This window comes from Pseudogracilibacillus sp. SO10305 (assembly GCF_037072005.1).
GTDB lineage: Bacteria > Bacillota > Bacilli > Bacillales > Amphibacillaceae > Pseudogracilibacillus > Pseudogracilibacillus intestinigallinarum.
This window is the reverse complement of the sequence record NZ_JAXHDE010000006.1, coordinates 59,233-78,273: the sequence shown is the minus strand read 5'-3', so window position 1 is coordinate 78,273 and position 19,041 is coordinate 59,233. Positions and strand designations below refer to the sequence as shown.

Annotated in this window: 16 protein-coding genes; 13 read left to right on the top strand and 3 right to left on the bottom strand. The window is 35.0% G+C overall.

The window, feature by feature from the left end; all coding sequences use genetic code 11:
• Positions 1 to 91 precede the first annotated feature (91 nt).
• The 8 genes from SPD45_RS06745 to SPD45_RS06710 all read left to right on the top strand — a co-directional run bounded on the left by SPD45_RS06745 (position 92) and on the right by SPD45_RS06710 (position 8,565).
• A complete protein-coding gene (locus tag SPD45_RS06745) occupies positions 92 to 1,177 on the top strand; it encodes a Glu/Leu/Phe/Val family dehydrogenase (RefSeq protein WP_336266977.1) in 1,086 nt (361 codons plus the stop codon).
• A gap of 45 nt (positions 1,178 to 1,222) precedes the next feature.
• Positions 1,223 to 2,266 (top strand): butyrate kinase, encoded by a 1,044-nt coding sequence (gene buk, locus SPD45_RS06740; protein WP_442961999.1) that lies wholly within the window; start codon positions 1,223 to 1,225, stop codon positions 2,264 to 2,266.
• Between the two features lie 13 nt (positions 2,267 to 2,279).
• Complete coding sequence (lpdA, locus tag SPD45_RS06735) at positions 2,280 to 3,701, top strand: dihydrolipoyl dehydrogenase (RefSeq protein WP_336266975.1); 1,422 nt, start codon at positions 2,280 to 2,282, stop codon at positions 3,699 to 3,701.
• 12 nt (positions 3,702 to 3,713) lie between these two features.
• Complete coding sequence (locus SPD45_RS06730) at positions 3,714 to 4,712, top strand: thiamine pyrophosphate-dependent dehydrogenase E1 component subunit alpha (RefSeq protein ID WP_336266974.1); 999 nt, start codon at positions 3,714 to 3,716, stop codon at positions 4,710 to 4,712.
• A 12-nt stretch (positions 4,713 to 4,724) separates the two neighbouring features.
• Positions 4,725 to 5,711, top strand: coding sequence for an alpha-ketoacid dehydrogenase subunit beta (locus tag SPD45_RS06725; protein ID WP_336266973.1), 987 nt, complete (start codon positions 4,725 to 4,727; stop codon positions 5,709 to 5,711).
• A 27-nt stretch (positions 5,712 to 5,738) separates the two neighbouring features.
• Entirely contained in the window at positions 5,739 to 6,974 is a 1,236-nt protein-coding gene (locus SPD45_RS06720; protein ID WP_336266972.1) for a dihydrolipoamide acetyltransferase family protein, read from the top strand.
• Positions 6,975 to 7,051: 77 nt separating this feature from the next.
• The gene (locus SPD45_RS06715) at positions 7,052 to 7,483 is read left to right on the top strand and encodes a BrxA/BrxB family bacilliredoxin (RefSeq protein WP_442961997.1); all 432 of its coding nucleotides are present in this window, start codon (positions 7,052 to 7,054) and stop codon (positions 7,481 to 7,483) included.
• A gap of 77 nt (positions 7,484 to 7,560) precedes the next feature.
• Entirely contained in the window at positions 7,561 to 8,565 is a 1,005-nt protein-coding gene (locus SPD45_RS06710) for an aromatic acid exporter family protein (RefSeq protein ID WP_336266971.1), read from the top strand.
• Positions 8,566 to 8,583: 18 nt separating this feature from the next.
• On the opposite strand, the gene SPD45_RS06705 is transcribed toward SPD45_RS06710, so the two are convergent.
• On the bottom strand, positions 8,584 to 8,718 hold the full coding sequence (locus SPD45_RS06705; RefSeq protein ID WP_336266970.1) for a DUF4044 domain-containing protein: 135 nt from the start codon (positions 8,716 to 8,718) through the stop codon (positions 8,584 to 8,586).
• A gap of 671 nt (positions 8,719 to 9,389) precedes the next feature.
• Here SPD45_RS06705 and mce point away from each other — a divergent pair.
• From mce to SPD45_RS06685, 4 genes are all read left to right on the top strand, one after another.
• Complete coding sequence (gene mce, locus SPD45_RS06700) at positions 9,390 to 9,806, top strand: methylmalonyl-CoA epimerase (protein WP_336266969.1); 417 nt, start codon at positions 9,390 to 9,392, stop codon at positions 9,804 to 9,806.
• 14 nt (positions 9,807 to 9,820) lie between these two features.
• On the top strand, positions 9,821 to 11,374 hold the full coding sequence (locus SPD45_RS06695; RefSeq protein ID WP_336266968.1) for an acyl-CoA carboxylase subunit beta: 1,554 nt from the start codon (positions 9,821 to 9,823) through the stop codon (positions 11,372 to 11,374).
• Between the two features lie 14 nt (positions 11,375 to 11,388).
• Positions 11,389 to 12,525: a M20/M25/M40 family metallo-hydrolase gene (locus SPD45_RS06690; RefSeq protein WP_442961996.1), complete on the top strand. Its 1,137-nt coding sequence runs from the start codon at positions 11,389 to 11,391 to the stop codon at positions 12,523 to 12,525.
• Between the two features lie 212 nt (positions 12,526 to 12,737).
• Positions 12,738 to 13,985, top strand: a complete 1,248-nt coding sequence (locus SPD45_RS06685; protein ID WP_336266966.1) for a DNA polymerase IV — start codon at positions 12,738 to 12,740, stop codon at positions 13,983 to 13,985.
• Between the two features lie 55 nt (positions 13,986 to 14,040).
• Here the strand turns inward: SPD45_RS06685 and SPD45_RS06680 are convergent, their stop codons facing one another.
• Positions 14,041 to 15,402, bottom strand: coding sequence for an aldehyde dehydrogenase (locus SPD45_RS06680; RefSeq protein WP_336266965.1), 1,362 nt, complete (start codon positions 15,400 to 15,402; stop codon positions 14,041 to 14,043).
• Between the two features lie 14 nt (positions 15,403 to 15,416).
• Entirely contained in the window at positions 15,417 to 16,337 is a 921-nt protein-coding gene (gene rnz, locus SPD45_RS06675) for a ribonuclease Z (RefSeq protein WP_336266964.1), read from the bottom strand.
• A gap of 133 nt (positions 16,338 to 16,470) precedes the next feature.
• Between rnz and mutS the strand changes: the two genes are divergently transcribed.
• On the top strand, positions 16,471 to 19,038 hold the full coding sequence (mutS, locus tag SPD45_RS06670; protein ID WP_336266963.1) for a DNA mismatch repair protein MutS: 2,568 nt from the start codon (positions 16,471 to 16,473) through the stop codon (positions 19,036 to 19,038).
• Positions 19,039 to 19,041 lie beyond the last annotated feature (3 nt).

Sequence of the window (19,041 nt, the reverse complement as noted above, 5' to 3'; positions counted from 1 at the left end):
TTGCATATTGCATGGGATGAAGTCATTGATCGGTCTATGTTAAAAAGTTGGTACGATAATTGCATATATAATAAAGAAAAGGGGTAAAACGATGGCTATGTTTAAAGCAATGGAACAGGACGGTTATGAGCAAGTAATCTTTTGTTATGAGAAAAGCAGTAATTTAAAGGCGATTATTGCAATTCATGATACAACACTCGGACCAGCATTAGGTGGTACGAGAATGTGGAATTACACTTCAGAAGAGGAAGCACTAGAAGATGTGCTTCGGCTTGCTAAAGGAATGACGTATAAAAATGCAGCAGCTGGATTAAATATCGGTGGAGGAAAAGCAGTCATTATAGGAGACCCAAGTAAGGATAAATCTGAAAGCGTGTTTCGTGCATTCGGAAGATATGTAGAAAGTTTAAATGGCCGTTATATTACGGCGGAAGATGTTGGAACGACGGAACAAGATATGGATTATATTCATATGGAAACAAATTATGTTTGTGGAACATCTTCAGGAGGTGTCGGTGATCCATCACCAGTAACCGCATTAGGTATTTATAAGGGAATGAAGGCCGCTGCACTTGCTGCGTTTAATTCGGATAGTTTACAGGGAAAAAGAATTGCAGTTCAAGGTGTCGGTCATGTTGCTTATGCATTATGTAATTATTTACATGAGGAAGGTGCACAATTAATCGTTACAGATATAAATGAAGCACAAGTGGAACGAGCAGTGAAAGATTTTGGTGCAGAAGCAGTTGCACCAGAAGCTATTTATGATGTGGATTGTGATATTTATGCACCGTGCGCTTTAGGTGGCACAATCAATGATGATACGATTAAGAGATTAAAAGCAAAAGTAATTGCCGGTAGTGCGAATAATCAATTAGCGGAAGCACGTCATGGTGAAATATTACATGAAAAAAATATTATCTATGCACCAGATTATGTAATTAACTCAGGCGGGGTCATAAATGTTGCAGATGAGTTAGAAGGTTATGATGAAAAACGTGTATTAAACAAAGTAGAAAATATTTATCATGTGCTTACAGCTGTTTTTGAAAAGTCGAAAAATGAAAATATTCCAACATATAAAGCGGCGGATAAAATCGCAGAAGAACGGATCCAAGCGATGCAAAAGGCACGCGGGCAGTTTTTACCGAAAAACAAAAATATTTTAAGTTACTAACAGAGATGGGGCGTTGTTGTGCAAAAAAGAAGTAGAACATTAATTATGATACCGAAACCAACGTCAACGATTATTGCAGTCTATTTACAAGATATTTGTATTTTGAAGGAGACAATTATTCATCACTCCACTCCAAATGATCGAATAGAAGATCAGGTAGAATTACGAAAAAAGGCTATTACACAACTGCTTATCGATGTAGGTATTAACTTATCAAAATTAGATGCGATCACAACGACCGGCGGATTAATTCGAGCGGTGGAAGGTGGAACATACATTGTAAATGAGCAAATGTATGCAGATTTAAAAAATAATTATAACGGAAAACATATTTCGAATTTAGGTGGTTTAATCGCCTATTCCATCGCCGCAGATTTAAATTTACATGCATTCATTGTCGACCCACCAGTTGTCGATGAGCTAGAAAATATGGCACGTATATCTGGTGCCCCTTTTGTTGAAAGAAAAAGTGTTTTTCATGCCTTAAATCATAAAGCTGTAGCACGGCTTGCGGCAGAGGAATTGTCTGTTCGGTATGAGAAAGCAAATTTTATCGTTGCCCACTTGGGAAACGGGATTACTATAGGTGCTCATCAAGAAGGTAAAGTAGTGGATGTGAATAATGGATTGCATGGTGAAGGCCCTTTTTCCTTAGAGAGGGCAGGTTCCATACCTACAGAAGATGTACTTCATGTAGCATTTTCAAAGGAGTGTGATGAAGCTTCATTTATTCATCAAGTAACTTTTGAAAGTGGATTAAAAGGATATTTACGGATCGATTCATTGGATCAATTATTAAGTGCGATAGAAAAACAAGAAGCACAAACATTGTTCTATGTCGAAGCGATGGCATACCAAATCGCAAAAGAAATAGGTGCAATGTCCACTGTATTACGCGGGAAAGTCGATGGCATTGTATTAACAGGTCAATTATCACATGTTAATGAACTTGTAGCATCCATTTCAAAAAATGTCCAATGGATAGCGGATATACATGTCTTTCCAGGAGATTATGACTTAGTCGCCTTACAATCTGGAACTTTACGTGTATTACAAGGTTTAGAACAACCAAAGCGATATTTTGAATAGAAGGAGTATGTTTATGTCAAAAGAATATGACCTAGTTATTTTAGGTGGAGGAACAGGTGGCTATGTTGCTGCAATTAAAGCAGCACAATCAGGCATGTCTGTGGCCATTGTTGAACAAGACAAAGTTGGGGGAACTTGTTTACACAAAGGTTGTATTCCTTCAAAAGCATTATTACAGTCTGCTAATGTTTATCGGGAAACGAAAGAGGCGGCACAATTCGGTGTGAATATTGAAGATGTGTCGTTTCAGTTAGATATTGCACAAAAAAGGAAAACAGAAATAGTAGAAAAACTATATGCTGGTGTGCAAGCGCTACTGAAAAAAGGCAATATTTCTATTTATAAAGGAAAAGGAAGAATTTTAGGACCAAGTATTTTCTCTCCACTTCCTGGAACGATTTCTATCGAACATGGTGAAAATGAAGAAAACACGATGTTAATTCCGAAATATATTATCATTGCAACCGGATCACAACCTAAGGAAATTGCTACATTACCAGTGGATGGAACTTATATCGTACATTCAGATCATATTTTGCAACTAGAAGAAATTCCTACTTCTGTTGCGATCATTGGTGGGGGTGTAATAGGTATAGAATGGGCATCATTATTACAAGATATCGGTGTTCAGGTAACTGTTTTTGAAACAGCTGACCATATTTTGATGACGGAAGATAAGGAAATTCGTACACATGTACAACGAGCACTTGAAAAGCGTGGAGTAGATTTTGAAACGAATTGCACGATAGATAGTTATTCCATTGATGAAGAAGCAAATAATATTACGATTACGTATATAGATGAAACGTCCAAACAGCTGACGGTTGATAAAGTGTTACTGTCTGTTGGAAGAAAAGCAAATACAGATGATATTGGTTTAGAAAATACAAATATTAAACTAGAACACGGGAACATCCAAACGAATGAATATTTTCAAACAGAGGAAAGCCATATATATGCAGTTGGAGATTGTATTGGCGGCTTACAATTAGCACATGTTGCATCTGCCGAAGGAATGGTAGCGGTAGAACATATGTTGAAGGAACAGCCACATATAATGCAAGAACTGAATGTACCTCGTTGTATTTATAGTTTTCCAGAAGTCGGTGCGATTGGTTTAACGGAAGAAGATGCGAGAAATGCTGGGTATGACGTAAAAATTGGACGTTTTCCATATCAAGCAAATGGTAAAGCACTTATTAAAGGGGAAACGGAAGGGTTTATTAAATTAATTTCTGATAAAGAAACAGACGATATTTTAGGCATCCATCTTGTAGGACCACAAGCGACAGATATGATTTCAGAAGGAAGTTTAGCAAAACTACTGGATGCTTCAACGTTTGAATTTCAAAACGTTATCAGACCACATCCATCCTTATCAGAAGTTTTCACAGAAGTAGCATTAGAAGCTGATGGAAAACCAATACATTTATAGAGGAGGATTAAAATGAAAACAGTTGAAAATGAACATGTTCATTTAGGTTTAACGGATGAAGATGTATTAGATATGTATAAAAAAATGTTGTTAGCTCGTAAATTAGATGAACGAATGTGGTTATTAAATAGAGCTGGAAAAATTCCTTTCGTTATTTCATGTCAAGGTCAAGAAGCGACACAAGTTGGAGCAGCTTTTGCTTTAGATCGTGAAGTTGATTATATCGCTCCATATTATCGTGATTTTGGAGTTGTGCTTTCATTTGGTTTAACAGCAAAAGATATGATGTTATCAGCCTTCGCCAAAGAGGAGGACCCTAATTCAGGGGGGCGTCAAATGCCAGGTCATTTTGGTAGTAGAAAACATCGAATTATTACAGGTTCATCTCCTGTTACGACTCAAGTACCACACGCAGTCGGTTTTGCTTTGGCAGCAAAAATGAAGAAAGAGTCGTTCGTTACATTAACGACACTTGGAGAAGGGTCTACAAACCAAGGAGATTTTCATGAAGGGTTAAATTTCGCAGGTGTGCATAAATTACCTATTATTACACTTGTTGAAAATAATAAGTTAGCAATCTCTGTTCCTTATGACAAACAAGTTGCAAGTGAAACGGTTGCGATACGTGCGAAGTCTTACGGTATGTACGGGGAAAAAATTGATGGAACTGATCCATTACAAGTATTTAAAGTGATAAAAGAAGCTAGGGAACGTGCTATGAATGGGGAAGGTCCATCATTGATTGAAGCGGAAACAGTACGTCTAACAGCACATTCTAGTGATGATAATGATGCAGCATACCGTACGAAAGAAGAAAAAGAAGCAGATAGAAAAAATGATTGTATCGTGAAGTTTGCAGATTATTTAAAGTCATGTGGAATTTTAACAGATACAATAGAAACGAATATAGTAGAAACCATTCAAAATGAAATTAATGAAGCGACAAAATATGCAGAAAATGCACCATTTGCGCCTGTTACATCATTAACAGACTACGTATATGAACAGTAAGGAGGGGAAACAATGACCGAATTAAATTATATTCAAGCAATTACATTAGCAATGGAAGAGGAAATGACGCGGGATGAGAATGTTTTTGTTGTCGGAGAAGACGTCGGGATTAAAGGTGGCGTATTTCGAGCGACAGATGGTTTATACGATAAATTTGGAGAAGATCGTGTAATTGATGCACCACTTGCGGAATCAGCAATCGTCGGAGTAGGTGTCGGGGCAGCAATGTATGGGATGCGACCAATTGCGGAAATTCAATTTGCAGATTTTATTTTTCCGGCAGTAAACCAAATCATTTCAGAAGCAGCAAAAATACGATACCGCTCGAACAATGATTGGAACTGTCCAATAACGATTCGCGCACCGTTTGGTGGAGGTGTAAGTGGAGCACTTTATCATTCACAATCCGTGGAAGCAATATTTAATAGTACACCTGGATTAAAAGTCGTTGTTCCTTCTTCTCCAAGGGATGCAAGAGGTCTGTTAAAAGCGGCAATTCGAGATAATGACCCAGTATTATTTTTCGAACATAAACGAGCATATCGTTTATTAAAAGAAAATATACCGACCGAGGAAGATGAGGTTATTCCTATTGGTAAAGCAGCAATCAAACGTGAAGGGGAAGACGTAACAGTTATAACGTATGGCATCAATGTCTCTATTACTGAAAAAATTGCAACAAAGTTGGAAAAAGAAGGCGTGAGTGTTCATCTTTTAGACTTACGAACGATTTATCCATTAGATCAAGAGGCAATTATTGAAGCTGCTAAAAAGACTGGAAAAGTGTTACTTATTACAGAAGATAATAAAGAAGGTAGTATCATTGGTGAAGTGAGCGCAATCATTGCGGAATATTGTTTATTTGACTTAGATGCTCCAGTGAAACGTTTAGCTGCACCGGATGTACCGACGATGCCATATGCACAACCTTTAGAGAGAGAGTTTTTAGTGACTGAAGATAAAATCGAAGAAGAAATTAAACAATTAGTACGATTTTAGTTTGGTGAATGGAATAGGAGGGAAATCATGTCCATCGAAAAAATTGTCATGCCTAAATTAGGTGAAAGTGTAAATGAAGGTACAATTACGACATGGTTAGTGAAAGTCGGGGAACATGTGAATGAATATGACCCGATCGCAGAAGTAATGACAGATAAAGTAAATGCAGAAATTCCTTCTTCTTATACTGGAACAATTAAAGAAATAATCGTTCAAGAAGGAGAAACGATAGAAGTTGACGAATTAATTTGTTATATAGAAACTGATAAAGATGAAACGACAGAGGAATCAAATTCTGCCAAAGAGAAAAGCGACATAGGAGAGGCAGTGGTAGAAACAACGAATGAAGTATCGATGAGTCATCGATATTCACCCGCTGTTTTATCCCTATCTCAACAACATGGTATTCATCTTGACGATGTAACAGGAACAGGAATTGGTGGAAGAATTACTCGTAAAGATATCCAAAAATATATTCAACATCGAAAATCTTCTGTAACAGAAGGTACTACGCAAACAGAAGAAAGAACGAGCAAACCTGTTGTTCAACCTCAGGCAACGCAAAACTATGAGGAAGGATATGAGTTAACAGGCGTTAGAAAAGCAATTGCAGATAAAATGGTACTATCGACAACCGAAATCCCTCACGCTTGGATGACAGTAGAAGTCGATGTTACAAACCTTGTGAAATACCGAAATAGTGTCAAGCAATCATTTAAAGATAGAGAAGGATTTAATTTAACATATTTTCCTTTCTTTATTTATGCAGTTGCACAAGCATTGCAAGCATATCCAATATTAAATAGTACATGGCAAAGAAAGAAAATAGTTCAACATAGAGATGTAAATATTTCGATTGCAGTTGCAAATGAAAATGAATTATACGTACCTGTTATTCAAAATGCTGATGAGAAGACAGTAAAAGGCTTAGCAAAGTCGGTTCAAGAACTTGCAAATAAAGCAAAAACAAATCAACTTACACAAAATGATATGACTAATGGTACATTCACTGTGAATAATACAGGAACATTTGGTTCTGTTTCATCAATGGGCATTATCAACCATCCACAGGTTGCAATTTTACAAGTGGAATCGATTGTAAAACGACCAGTTATCATTGATGATATGTTTGCTGCTAGAGATATTGTGAACTTGTCCCTCTCTCTTGATCACCGTGTATTAGATGGACTTGTAGCAGGTAGGTTTTTACAACATGTGAAGCAAACATTAGAGAGTATAGACGAGAATACAAGCTTGATCTAGTAATCGCTTTAGATTGATATTCTCGGAAATAGTTGTTAAAATTATAAGTAAATTTAGATAGAAAGAAGGTCTTTATAATGAGCTTTGATGATTTTATGATAGATGTAGTAAGAGTTGCAAGAGAAGATATGGTGGACGCAGGTTATGAGGAATTAACTACTCCTGAAGAAGTAGATGCAGCTTTTAAAAGAGAAGGTACTACTTTAGTATTAGTTAACTCCGTATGTGGTTGTGCTGGTGGAGTTGCAAGACCAGCGGCAGCAAACGCAATTCATTATGATAAGCGCCCGGATCATTTAGTAACAGTTTTTGCTGGACAAGATCGTGAAGCAACAGAACATGCGCGTACGTATTTTGAAGGATATCCACCTTCGTCTCCATCGATGGCATTTTTAAAAGACGGAAAAATTGTAACGATGTTAGAACGTCATGATATTGAAGGATCAAATCCAATCGAAGTAATGAACCGTCTTCAAACATTATTTGATGAACATTGTGAAGCATTATAATAAAGGAATGAGGAGGTTAGGGCAATACAGTTGCCCTAACCTTTTTGTCCATAGAATAACTTAAAGGAGTCTATGCAGTGAAAATTGGTTACCGAACGATTAAAACTGCCATTGCAACACCAATTGCCATTACAATCGCCCAACTTGTTGGAGTGACGAATATTGCTTCTGCAGGAATTTTAACGATTTTATGTATTCAACCATCACGAAAAAAGTCGGTTGAGAGTGCTTGGCATCGATTTCTTGCATGTATTTTAGCTATTTTATTTTCGATTGTTATGTTTGAATTGCTCGGGTATTCTCCAATCACATTAGGAATTTTACTAGCATTATTTATCCCTACTTGTGTCTTTTTAAAAATTGAACAAGGGATCATGACGGCGACTGTTATTACATTAAATTTATATGGTTTTGGACTTATCCAAACGAAGTTTTTGTATGAGCAGTTCTTATTAATCTTTATCGGAATAGGAACCGGTTTAATCGTTAATTTATATATGCCAAGTTTAGATAAAAAATTACAAGAAAAACAACGTGATTTAGAAAGTAATTTTCAAATTATTTTATATGAAATCGCATTATACATTCGTGAACAACATATGGACTGGGATGGAAAGGAAATTGCAGAAGTTGGACGGATTTTAGATGAAGCAGATGAATTGGTGAAACGAGATCAGGAAAATCATTTATTACGGGATGATCACTTTTATCATAAGTATTTTAAAATGCGAAAAAAACAATATGAAATACTTCAACAAATGTTGCCATTAGTTACGCGTCTTCCTGAAAAAGATCATGTGTCAGAACGAATTGCAGTATTTTTCGAGAAATTAAGTAATTCTGTTCACCCTGGGAACACAGCTATTTTATTTTTGGAAGAATTAAAAGAAATTAGAGAAGCTTTCCATGATGAAGAACTACCAGCGACGAAGGAAGAATTTGAAACACGGGCAAGTTTACATCAACTTTTACATGAAATAGAAGAATATTTATTATTAAAAAGTAAATTTAAAAAATCAGATGTCATGCTCCGTGCGAAGAAGCCAAGGAGAATAAAAAAAGAGAAAAAGACAAAACAATAATGTCTTTTTCTCTTTTTATTAAAAGACGAAACTCCCGATTGCACCTGTAAACATAGATAGAACCATTGCAATAACCATTAGTAAAATGACGATTTTCATTCGTCTTTCTCGTTTCGATTTTCTTCTAGGAGCTTGTTGTTTATTGTTTGACACGTTAAATCCTCCTTCAATACAGAATCTAGCTAAAATTTTTCATTTAAACATCGTTTCTACGACAGTTCATGATACATCTACATAAAATGAAATCATCTTTATTTTAACATTATTTAAATTAATTTTCCTATGAAATCTGTTAAATATATAATAAATATTACTGTAATCATAGAGTATCATAAAGTAGAAGCTTGTAAAGCATAAAGTCGTTAGTATAGGGACGAGAAGTGAAAGAGGGAATATTGTTTTTTTGAAAACCATTGTCTTAATTAATCAAGGCATCAGATAATTTTCACTTTGTTTAAATGTGTTTGATAACATAACGACGTACAAATCCCTTGAAAACGTCAAAGAAATGCGCCATCCCTATTTCCTTACCATTATAAGGAACAACGATCTATCCGCAAAACTACGGTTGTCTATTTATTTTACTCTAAATAATGTAAGTACCTAACAAACACGAACGTACACTCTTATTTTATCTTAAAAATATTACATCAATGAACTATTTTTAACACTTTGAAACAAAATTTACATACAAGTTAACCTAAAATCTCTACATGTTATCTTCAACTTTATCCATACTGATTGAATTGTAGGAATATTTTTTATATAAATGGTAAAATAAACAAGTATAGAGGAAAGCTTGAAGATGAATGGGGGATTTTTGTATGACGAAATTTGATGCACCAAAGGAAATTGCACATATAGGTATTGCTGTACATAGTTTAGACAATGCGCTTCCTTTTTACACAGAATTAATGGGTGTGCAACTTGAAAAATTGGAAAACGTTGAAAGTGAACAAGTTAAGGTTGCTTTTTTGAAAATTGGTGAAACACGTATTGAATTATTAGAACCATTAAGCGAGTCTTCTGCGATTTATTCTTATTTACAAAAAAAAGGAGAAGGCATTCACCATATCGCGATTGAGGTCGATAATATTGAAGAACGTTTGCAACATTTAAAAGAAAACGGTATCAAACTAATTAATGAAACACCAAAAACTGGTGCAAATGATAGCCAAATTGCATTTTTACATCCTAAATCAACAAATGGAGTTTTATTTGAACTTTGTAAACATAATTAAAGGAGTGACATGATATGGATATTTATAGCAAAATTGATGAACTGTATGATAAAAGAAGAGAAGTAGAACTTGGTGGTGGAGATGAACGAATTCAAAAGCAATATGAACGTGGAAAATTAACAGCACGTGATCGTATCAACTACTTATTAGATGAAGATTCATTTGTAGAATTAAACCCATTTATGGAACACCGTACAACAGACTTTGGAATGGACAAGGTAGAAGCACATGGTGAGGGAGTTGTAACCGGATACGGGAAAATAAATGGACGTCCAGTCTATTTATTTGCACAAGACTTCACAGTGTTTGGTGGGGCTTTGGGAGAAATGCACGCAAAAAAAATAGCGAATGTGATGGATTTGGCGGCAAAAAGTGGTGCGCCATTTATCGGATTAAATGATTCGGGTGGAGCACGTATACAGGAAGGGGTAGGATCGTTAGATGGGTATGGTCAAATATTCTATCGAAACTCTATCTATTCAGGTGTAATTCCACAAATTTCTGTTATTATGGGTCCTAGTGCAGGTGGAGCAGTATATTCTCCTGCTATTACAGATGTTATTATTATGGTGGAAAAAACATCTAAAATGTTTATTACTGGGCCGAAAGTAATTGAAACAGTAACTGGTGAACAGATTTCTGCAGAAGACTTAGGTGGTGCACATGTACATAATACGAAAAGCGGAAATGCTCATTTAAGTGCGAAAACAGAGGAAGAAGCATTAGATTATGTGAAGCAATTATTAAGTTACTTACCTGACAGTAATGAACATAAACCACCAGTAATGGAATATGAGAAAAAAGAAGATGATCATTATCGTAGCGAATTATTAGAAATCGTTCCATATGATACGACGAGACCTTACGATATTAAAAAAGTTGTCAATGAAATTGTTGATGAAGGAAGCTTTTTTGAAATTCATAAAGATTTCGCAAAAAATATCGTGGTCGGTTTTGCTCGTATTAACGGCCAATCTGTAGGGTTAATTTGTAACCAACCAAAATATATGGCGGGTGGAATTGATATTGATTCCAGTGATAAAGCATCCCGTTTTATCCGTTTTTGTGATTCGTTTAATGTACCATTAATTACATTTGAAGATGTAACTGGATTTTTCCCTGGGATTAAGCAAGAACATGGTGGAATTATTCGTCACGGTGCAAAAATCTTATATGCATATTCAGAGGCGACAGTTCCGAAAATTACGGTTATCGTACGTAAAGCGTTTGGTGGAGCTTATGTTGCATTAAACAGTAAGTCTATTGGGGCAGATTTAGTATTTGCATGGCCGAATTCTGAAATTGCAGTTATGGGACCTGAAGGAGCAGCAAATATTATTTTTGCACGTGAAATCGCAGAAAGTGAACATCCTGAAGCAACTCGACAAGCAAAAATTGACGAGTATAAAGAAAAATTCGCAAATCCTTACATCGCTGCTGGTTTAGGTATGGTAGACGATGTAATAGATCCGCGTGAAACACGTGTCAAACTAATGCAATCATTAGAAATGTTGTATAATAAACATGAGGAAAGACCGAAAAAGAAACACGGGAATATTCCTTTATAATAAAGTTGAGGAGAATGATTGTGTTACAAGTTAAAACAGAACGATTATTAGACCAATTTTTTGAATTAGTGCAAGTAGATTCGGAAACAAAATTTGAGGCAACTATTTCCAAAAAATTAAAAGAAATTTTTGAATCACTTGGCTTAGAGGTGGAAGAAGATCGAGCTAGTGATCATATTGATCATGAAGCGAATAATTTAGTCTTTACATTACCTGCTAATACGGATGGGGTAGATTCTATTTACTTTACAAGCCATATGGATACGGTAACTCCGGGTGTCGGAATTAAGCCATCTATTCAAGACGGTTATGTTATTTCAGATGGTACAACGATATTAGGTGCTGATGATAAGGCTGGAATTGCAGCGATGATTGAAGCGATTCGCATTTTACAAGAAACAAATATGAAACATGGTATGGTACAGTTTGTCATTACTGTAGGTGAAGAATCCGGTTTAGCTGGTGCAAAAGTAATTGATCAATCTTTAATGAAAGCTAAATTCGGTTATGCGCTTGATAGTGATGGTCCTGTCGGAAATATTGTAACTTCTGCACCATATCAGGCACATTTTAAAGCGAAAGTATTTGGGGAATCTGCCCACGCTGGTGCACCGGAAAAAGGAATTTCTGCCATTACTTTAGCTGCCAAAGCAATTTCCAAAATGAAATTAGGTCGAATTGATGAAGAAACGACAGCAAACATTGGTTATTTTAAAGGCGGTAAAGAAACCCAAACAAATGTCGTTGTCGATTATGCGGAAATTGTTGCTGAAGCAAGATCTTTAAATGGCGAAAAATTAGAATCGATTACAGCACAAATGGAAGAAGCCTTTCAAACAACGGTTGCAGCATTAGGTGGAGATGTAGAAGTATCAATTGAACAAGTGTATCCGGGATTCCAAATGGAAGAAAATAATGAGGTTGTTCAAGTTGCCAAGTCTGTAGCATCATCATTAGAACTACCATTTGCAATGGTGCAAAGCGGTGGCGGTAGTGATGCGAATATTTTTAATGGCCATGGCATTCCAACAGGTAATTTATCTGTAGGGTATGAATTTATTCATACGACGAAGGAACGTATTCCGGTAGAACAATTAGAAAAATTAACAACGTATATTTTACACATTATGAAACATGTAGCAGAACGTTAATACTTAAAACACTTTCTTTTATTTTGATGGATAAAAGAAAGTGTTTTTATATGTATGTTAAAATAACATGTGCCTCATAGTATATAAACATGTAAGACTTAAATATGCACGGATGAAGAAGGTGCTATTACTATGTTCGTATGAACGGATATTGGACGATTATTTCGATATTCGCTAAAATAATAGTAAGTACACGACAAAGGACGATTATCATGCAAAAACGAAGGCACCGGGTTATTTTTCATATTGACATGAATAGTTTTTACGCATCGGTTGAAATTGCTCATAATCCATCATTAAAAGGTAAACCTATCGCTATTGCTGGAAATCCAGAAGAACGAAAAGGTATTATCGTTACAAGTAGTTATGAAGCACGTGCTAAAGGTGTGAAAACGACGATGGCATTATGGGAAGCAAGAAAACTATGTCCAAATTTAATCGTTTTACGACCAAATTTTGAACGGTACCGAGAAATGTCAGCTAAAATTTTTAATATGTTATATGAAGTTACTCCTTTTATTGAACCAGTGTCTATTGATGAAGGGTATATGGATGTAACAGATCACGCAATACATCCACTTGAACTTGCCAAACAAATACAACAGCGTATTTTACATGAATTACATATTCCATCAAGCATTGGGATAGGACCGAATAAATTTTTGGCAAAAACCGCTTCAGATATGAAAAAGCCTTTAGGCATAACGGTTTTAAGAATTCGCGATTTACAAGAAAAATTATGGCCGCTTCCTATTGATAAAATGTATGGGGTTGGGAAAAAAACGGCAGAAAAATTGCATAAAATTGAAATTCATACGATCGGTGATTTAGCATTAGCAGATGATTATATATTAAGCCAGTTACTAGGCATTAATGGAGAACGATTGAAAAATCGAGCAAATGGCGTTGACCCAAGACATGTTGATCCCGATTCGATTCATGATTTTAAAAGTATCGGAAATTCACAAACTTTGCCATATGATTCTGATGAGGAGCAACAATTAAAACAATTGCTTCATCAACTTGCAATGCGGGTAGAAGAAAGATTGCAGCGTCGAGAATTAAAAGGTAAAACAGTGCAACTGATGATTCGTGATAAAGATCGAAAAACGATGACACGTAGTAAAAAATTGCCTTTTTATATTGATACGAAAGAGGAAATTATGCTTGTAATCGATGAGTTATTTCAATTACATTGGAACAAAGAACCGGTACGCTTATTAGGAGTGACGGTACAAGATTTACTTGAAAAGCAACATGTCGTAAAACAATTAAGCTTGTTTTCGTATGAACAAGATGAAAAGGAAAATAGAGTAAATGAAACCATTCAACAACTTGAGAAGAAGTTTGGAGAAAATTTATTTATTTCCTTAGATAACGAAGAAAAACAAGCTAAAAATAAGTTATTGCGAACGAGTTTCCAAAAAGATTTTTTAGATGACTATAAACATAAGAAATAAAACATCCTCATACAATGCCACGAATGTTGCATAGGAGGATGTTTTATTTTTATTATTAACGAAACAACTTTTTTGCAATGCTTTCTGTTAGCTTACTGCCTGGATAGCGGACTGGAATGTCAAAAACATTCGTCTGTTTTAGAACGCTTTTTTCATGTGAAAATGTGTCAAAACTTGCTTTTCCATGATAGGCACCGATTCCACTTTGACCGACACCACCAAAAGGTAAATGAGGGTTTGCTAAATGATACAATGTATCGTTGATGCAACCACCTCCAAATGAAAGAGAAGATAATACTTTTTCTTCTTCTTTTTTATCTGTACCAAAATAATATAAAGCTAGAGGCTTCTCTTCTGTACGAACTTTTTCAATTACATCATCAATATGGTCATAAGTAAGTATAGGCAAAATTGGTCCGAAAATTTCATCTTTCATCACTGGGTCATCCCAAGTAACATTATCCATAATGGTTGGAGCAATTCGTAAATCCCCTTGATGAACTTGTCCACCAAAAATTACTTTTTTCGGTTCGATTAATGTACGTAGACGATGGAAATGGCTCTCATTTACGATACGGACATAATCATCATTTTTTAATGGATCCTTTTTGTATAATTTCGTGATTTCTTTTTGGAGAAGCAATAAAAATTTCTTCTTTACCTTTTTCTGAACATATATATAGTCTGGTGCGACACATGTTTGTCCTGCATTAGTAAATTTCCCCCATGCAATCCGCTTTGCGGCATAAGGCAAATGAGCATATTTACTAACAATTGTCGGACTTTTTCCACCTAATTCTAATGTGAAAGGTGTTACATGACGGCTTGCTTGTTCCATGACAATTTTTCCAACATTTGTACTACCTGTAAAAAAGATATAATCAAATCGTTGCTGTAATAAGGATTGACTAATATGTTTATCTCCTTCTACAACTTTGAGAAATGCTGGATCAAATGTAGCATCGATCATTTCTTTTATTAATTTAGAGCAGTTCGGTGTCAGTTCAGATGGCTTTAATACAACGGTATTTCCTGCTGCAATCGCACCAATCACTGGAGCGATAGCTAATTGAATCGGATAGTTCCAAGGTGCAATAATTAATGTAACGCCATATGGTTCTGATCGAACATAACCTTTCGTTCCTTTATGTGTAAAGGGTGTTTCTACTTTTTTATGTTCCATCCATTTTTTTAAATGTTTTAAAGTAAAATTAATTTCTGTATGCAAAATACCTATTTCAGTTGTTAACGATTCATGTTTTGATTTGTTTAAATCTGCTTTTAATGCATCATACATATCATTTTCGTATTTTAGCAACATCTCTTTTAATATGTTTAATTGTTTAATGCGAAATGCATAATTTTTTGTTTTATTTGTAAAGAAATAAGCCTTTTGTTGTTGAACGAGTTTTTCCATTGGAATATAGCCCCTTATTTAATAGTATATTGGTAAAAATCATATGCAATCGTAACATTTGGAAAAATTTCCATTGCTTCCTCTAATAATAGTGGTATATGCTCTTTTTGATAGCGTGATGATATATGCGTTAAAATTAAGTGTTGTACATTTCCTTTTTTAGCAATAGTTGCTGCATCTTTCGTCGTGGAATGATAATACTGTTTTGCTAATTCAGGATTTTCTTTAGAAAATGTCGCTTCATGAATGAGAAGATCTGCTCCTTTTACAAAATCAGGTAAAGAAGAAACATAACGTGTATCTCCTAAAATCACAACTTTTCTTCCTTTTTTTGCATCTCCAATGAAATCTTTTCGGTATAAAATTGTACCATCGTCTAAGGTTACTCGCTCATTTTCTTTAATTTGCTTATAAATCGGTCCTGGAGTAATACCGATTTCACGTAATTTATCCACTTGTAGTTCACCAATTTTATCTTTTTCTGTTATTTTATAACCGAAACTTTTCATATTATGATCAAGCAAAATAGTCTCTACTACATACGATTCTTCGTCAATTAATAAACATGGTTCATCAAATTCCACAATATCAATATCGTATGCAAGGTGTGTTTCGCTCACAAGTAAACTTGTTTCAATAAAGTTTTTAATTCCTTTTGGGCCATAAACGATGACTTCATCATCACCACCTAAAAAGGATCGGCTACTAAGTAAACCTGGTAGACCGAATATGTGGTCGCCATGTAAATGGGTAATAAATATTTTTTTAATCTTTCGTGGTTTTAATGTCGTATGTAAAATTTGATGTTGTGTTGCTTCACCACAATCAAACATCCATAATTCATTTATTTCTTGTAGCATATCTAATATGATTGATGTGACATTTCGTTCTTTTGAAGGAATACCAGCACCCGTACCTAAAAATGTAATATCCATATGTAAAACTCCCATCTTGCGTATATACCTCTAGTATATACATTTTCCACGAATGGTGCGATTGTAAACTATTTTAAAGTTTTTTAACTATGATATAATATTTGTAGTATTTTTAATGTTGGGGGATACAACTATGTCAAAAGTGACACCGATGATGGAACAATATTTACGAATAAAAGCAGCACATGAAGATGCATTTTTATTTTTCCGGTTAGGAGATTTTTATGAGTTATTTCATGAAGATGCTATTAAAGCTGCACAAGAACTAGAAATTACATTAACAAAACGTGATGAAGATACACCAATGTGCGGTGTACCACATCATTCGGCAGAAGGATATATTAAAACATTAGTAGATAGAGGATATAAAGTAGCGATATGTGAACAAGTAGAAGACCCTAAAAAGGCAAAGGGTGTTGTAAAACGTGAAGTTGTCCAATTGATTACTCCCGGAACGGTCATGGAGTCATCGATGTTACGAGAAAATGAAAGTAATTATATTGCGAGTCTTTCATATTTTGAAGAAGATGGTAGTTTTATAATCGTGTACCATGAATTGTCAACAGGAGAATCACAAATTGTCCGTGTTGCAGATGAGTTTTCACGTGTTATTCATGAATTAGCAAATCGGAAAGTAAAAGAAGTCGTCGTCAGTACGGCATTTCCACAAATACATATCGATGAGATTAGATCAACTCTACAGTTGCTAATCTCTTATGAAGATGAGGTTAATTTTATTGGGGAATTTCGTCATTTATACGATGATTTAAACGATGAACAATTTATTCATGCGTTTAGTCGTATGTTAAATTATATTGCACATACTCAAAAGCGATCGTTACACCATTTACAAAACCCAGAAATAATTGAATTAAAACAATATTTAACACTGGATATGTATGCAAAGCGTAATTTAGAACTAACAGAAACATTTATTAAAAAAGGAAAATATGGTTCACTTTTATGGGTGCTAGATAAAACAGTGACAGCAATGGGAGCAAGGATGTTAAAAAAATGGATAGAACGTCCACTCATTCACCAAGTATCCATTGAAAGTCGCCTACAAATTGTTCAGTCGATGATGGAACACTTTATGGAACGGGATCAATTACAGGAAGCACTTCGTTCCGTTTACGATTTAGAGAGACTTGCGGGAAGAATTTCTTTTGGAAATGTAAATGCAAGGGACTTATTACAATTAAAACAGTCGTTACAACAAATTCCACAAATAAAAAATGTATTATCGTTGATTGACACAAAAGAAGTGGCAAAATTGAATGAATCACTCCATTATCCAACACAGTTAGTTGATCTATTAGAACGAAGTTTAAAAGAAGATGCACCGATGACGATTAAAGAAGGAAATATTATTAAAGATGGATATAATGATCAACTAGATGAATATCGTCACGCATTAAGACATGGAAAAGATTGGATTTTACAATTAGAACAAGAAGAACGAGCATTAACGAATATTAAATCACTTAAAGTAGGTTTCAATAAAGTGTTCGGGTATTATATTGAAGTAACACATGCAAACAAGCATTTACTTCCAGAAGGTCGCTATGAACGTAAACAGACGTTACGCAATGCGGAACGTTATATTACACCTGAACTAAAAGAAAAAGAAGCAATCATTTTAGAGGCAGAGGAAAAAAGCGTTGAATTAGAATATGATTTATTCGTTGAAGTTCGTGATACATTAAAAGAGGATATTATCATTATTCAAAAACTTGCCTCTGTGATAAGTGAAATTGACGTTTTACAATCTTTTGCTGAGGTAAGTGAAGCAAATAACTATGTGAAACCGACCTTCGTTGAAAATACGGTAACGATTAAAAATGGCCGTCATCCAGTTATTGAGAAAGTAATCGACGATGGTTCATTCGTGCCAAATGATGTATATCTAAATGATGATGATTTTATTTTACTTATTACTGGACCAAACATGTCTGGGAAGAGTACCTATATGCGTCAGCTAGCATTAACGATCATTATGGCGCAAATTGGTTGTTTCGTTCCAGCAGATGAGGCAAATTTACAAATTTTCGATCAAATTTTCACGAGAATTGGTGCTGCAGATGATTTAGTAAGTGGACAAAGTACGTTTATGGTGGAGATGTTAGAAGCAAACTTTGCTCTACAACATGCAACGGAAAAAAGTTTAATTTTATTTGATGAAATTGGGCGTGGGACAAGCACATATGATGGTATGGCATTAGCGAATGCGATTGTAGAATATATTCATGATGACGTAAAAGCGAAGACGTTATTTTCTACGCATTATCATGAATTAACTGATTTAGAAGAATCGCTTGATGGAGTAAAAAATATTTATGTTCGTGCCGAGGAATATGATGAAAAGATAGTCTTTTTGCATAAAATAGAAGAAGGGCGAGCGAATGAAAGTTACGGAATTCATGTTGCTAAATTAGCTGATATGCCAGATGCACTCATTGACCGTGCACAAGTTATACTGGAAGCTTTAGAAGGTTCTACTAAAGAAGTGTCAACGATGAACGAAACACAAGCTCAATTATCGTTTTTTGGAGAGATAGAAGAATCACCGAAAAAAGAAAAAGGTAAGCGAGTGGAACATCATGAAGTAATGAAACAACTACGAGAAATTAATTTATTAGAAACGACACCGATGGATGCAATGAATATATTATATGAATTGCATAAAAAAGCGAAACAGTAAGAG

Coding starts and splice junctions, on each gene's coding strand:
- SPD45_RS06680 (WP_336266965.1), bottom strand. CDS start 15,402: ATGGAAAAACTCGTTCAACAACAAAAGGCTTATTTCTTTACAAATAAA.
- rnz (WP_336266964.1), bottom strand. CDS start 16,337: ATGGATATTACATTTTTAGGTACGGGTGCTGGTATTCCTTCAAAAGAA.
- lpdA (WP_336266975.1), top strand. CDS start 2,280: ATGTCAAAAGAATATGACCTAGTTATTTTAGGTGGAGGAACAGGTGGC.
- SPD45_RS06725 (WP_336266973.1), top strand. CDS start 4,725: ATGACCGAATTAAATTATATTCAAGCAATTACATTAGCAATGGAAGAG.
- buk (WP_442961999.1), top strand. CDS start 1,223: ATGATACCGAAACCAACGTCAACGATTATTGCAGTCTATTTACAAGAT.
- SPD45_RS06690 (WP_442961996.1), top strand. CDS start 11,389: ATGATTGTGTTACAAGTTAAAACAGAACGATTATTAGACCAATTTTTT.
- SPD45_RS06730 (WP_336266974.1), top strand. CDS start 3,714: ATGAAAACAGTTGAAAATGAACATGTTCATTTAGGTTTAACGGATGAA.
- SPD45_RS06685 (WP_336266966.1), top strand. CDS start 12,738: ATGCAAAAACGAAGGCACCGGGTTATTTTTCATATTGACATGAATAGT.
- SPD45_RS06745 (WP_336266977.1), top strand. CDS start 92: ATGGCTATGTTTAAAGCAATGGAACAGGACGGTTATGAGCAAGTAATC.
- mce (WP_336266969.1), top strand. CDS start 9,390: ATGACGAAATTTGATGCACCAAAGGAAATTGCACATATAGGTATTGCT.
- SPD45_RS06695 (WP_336266968.1), top strand. CDS start 9,821: ATGGATATTTATAGCAAAATTGATGAACTGTATGATAAAAGAAGAGAA.
- SPD45_RS06715 (WP_442961997.1), top strand. CDS start 7,052: ATGAGCTTTGATGATTTTATGATAGATGTAGTAAGAGTTGCAAGAGAA.
- mutS (WP_336266963.1), top strand. CDS start 16,471: ATGTCAAAAGTGACACCGATGATGGAACAATATTTACGAATAAAAGCA.
- SPD45_RS06720 (WP_336266972.1), top strand. CDS start 5,739: ATGTCCATCGAAAAAATTGTCATGCCTAAATTAGGTGAAAGTGTAAAT.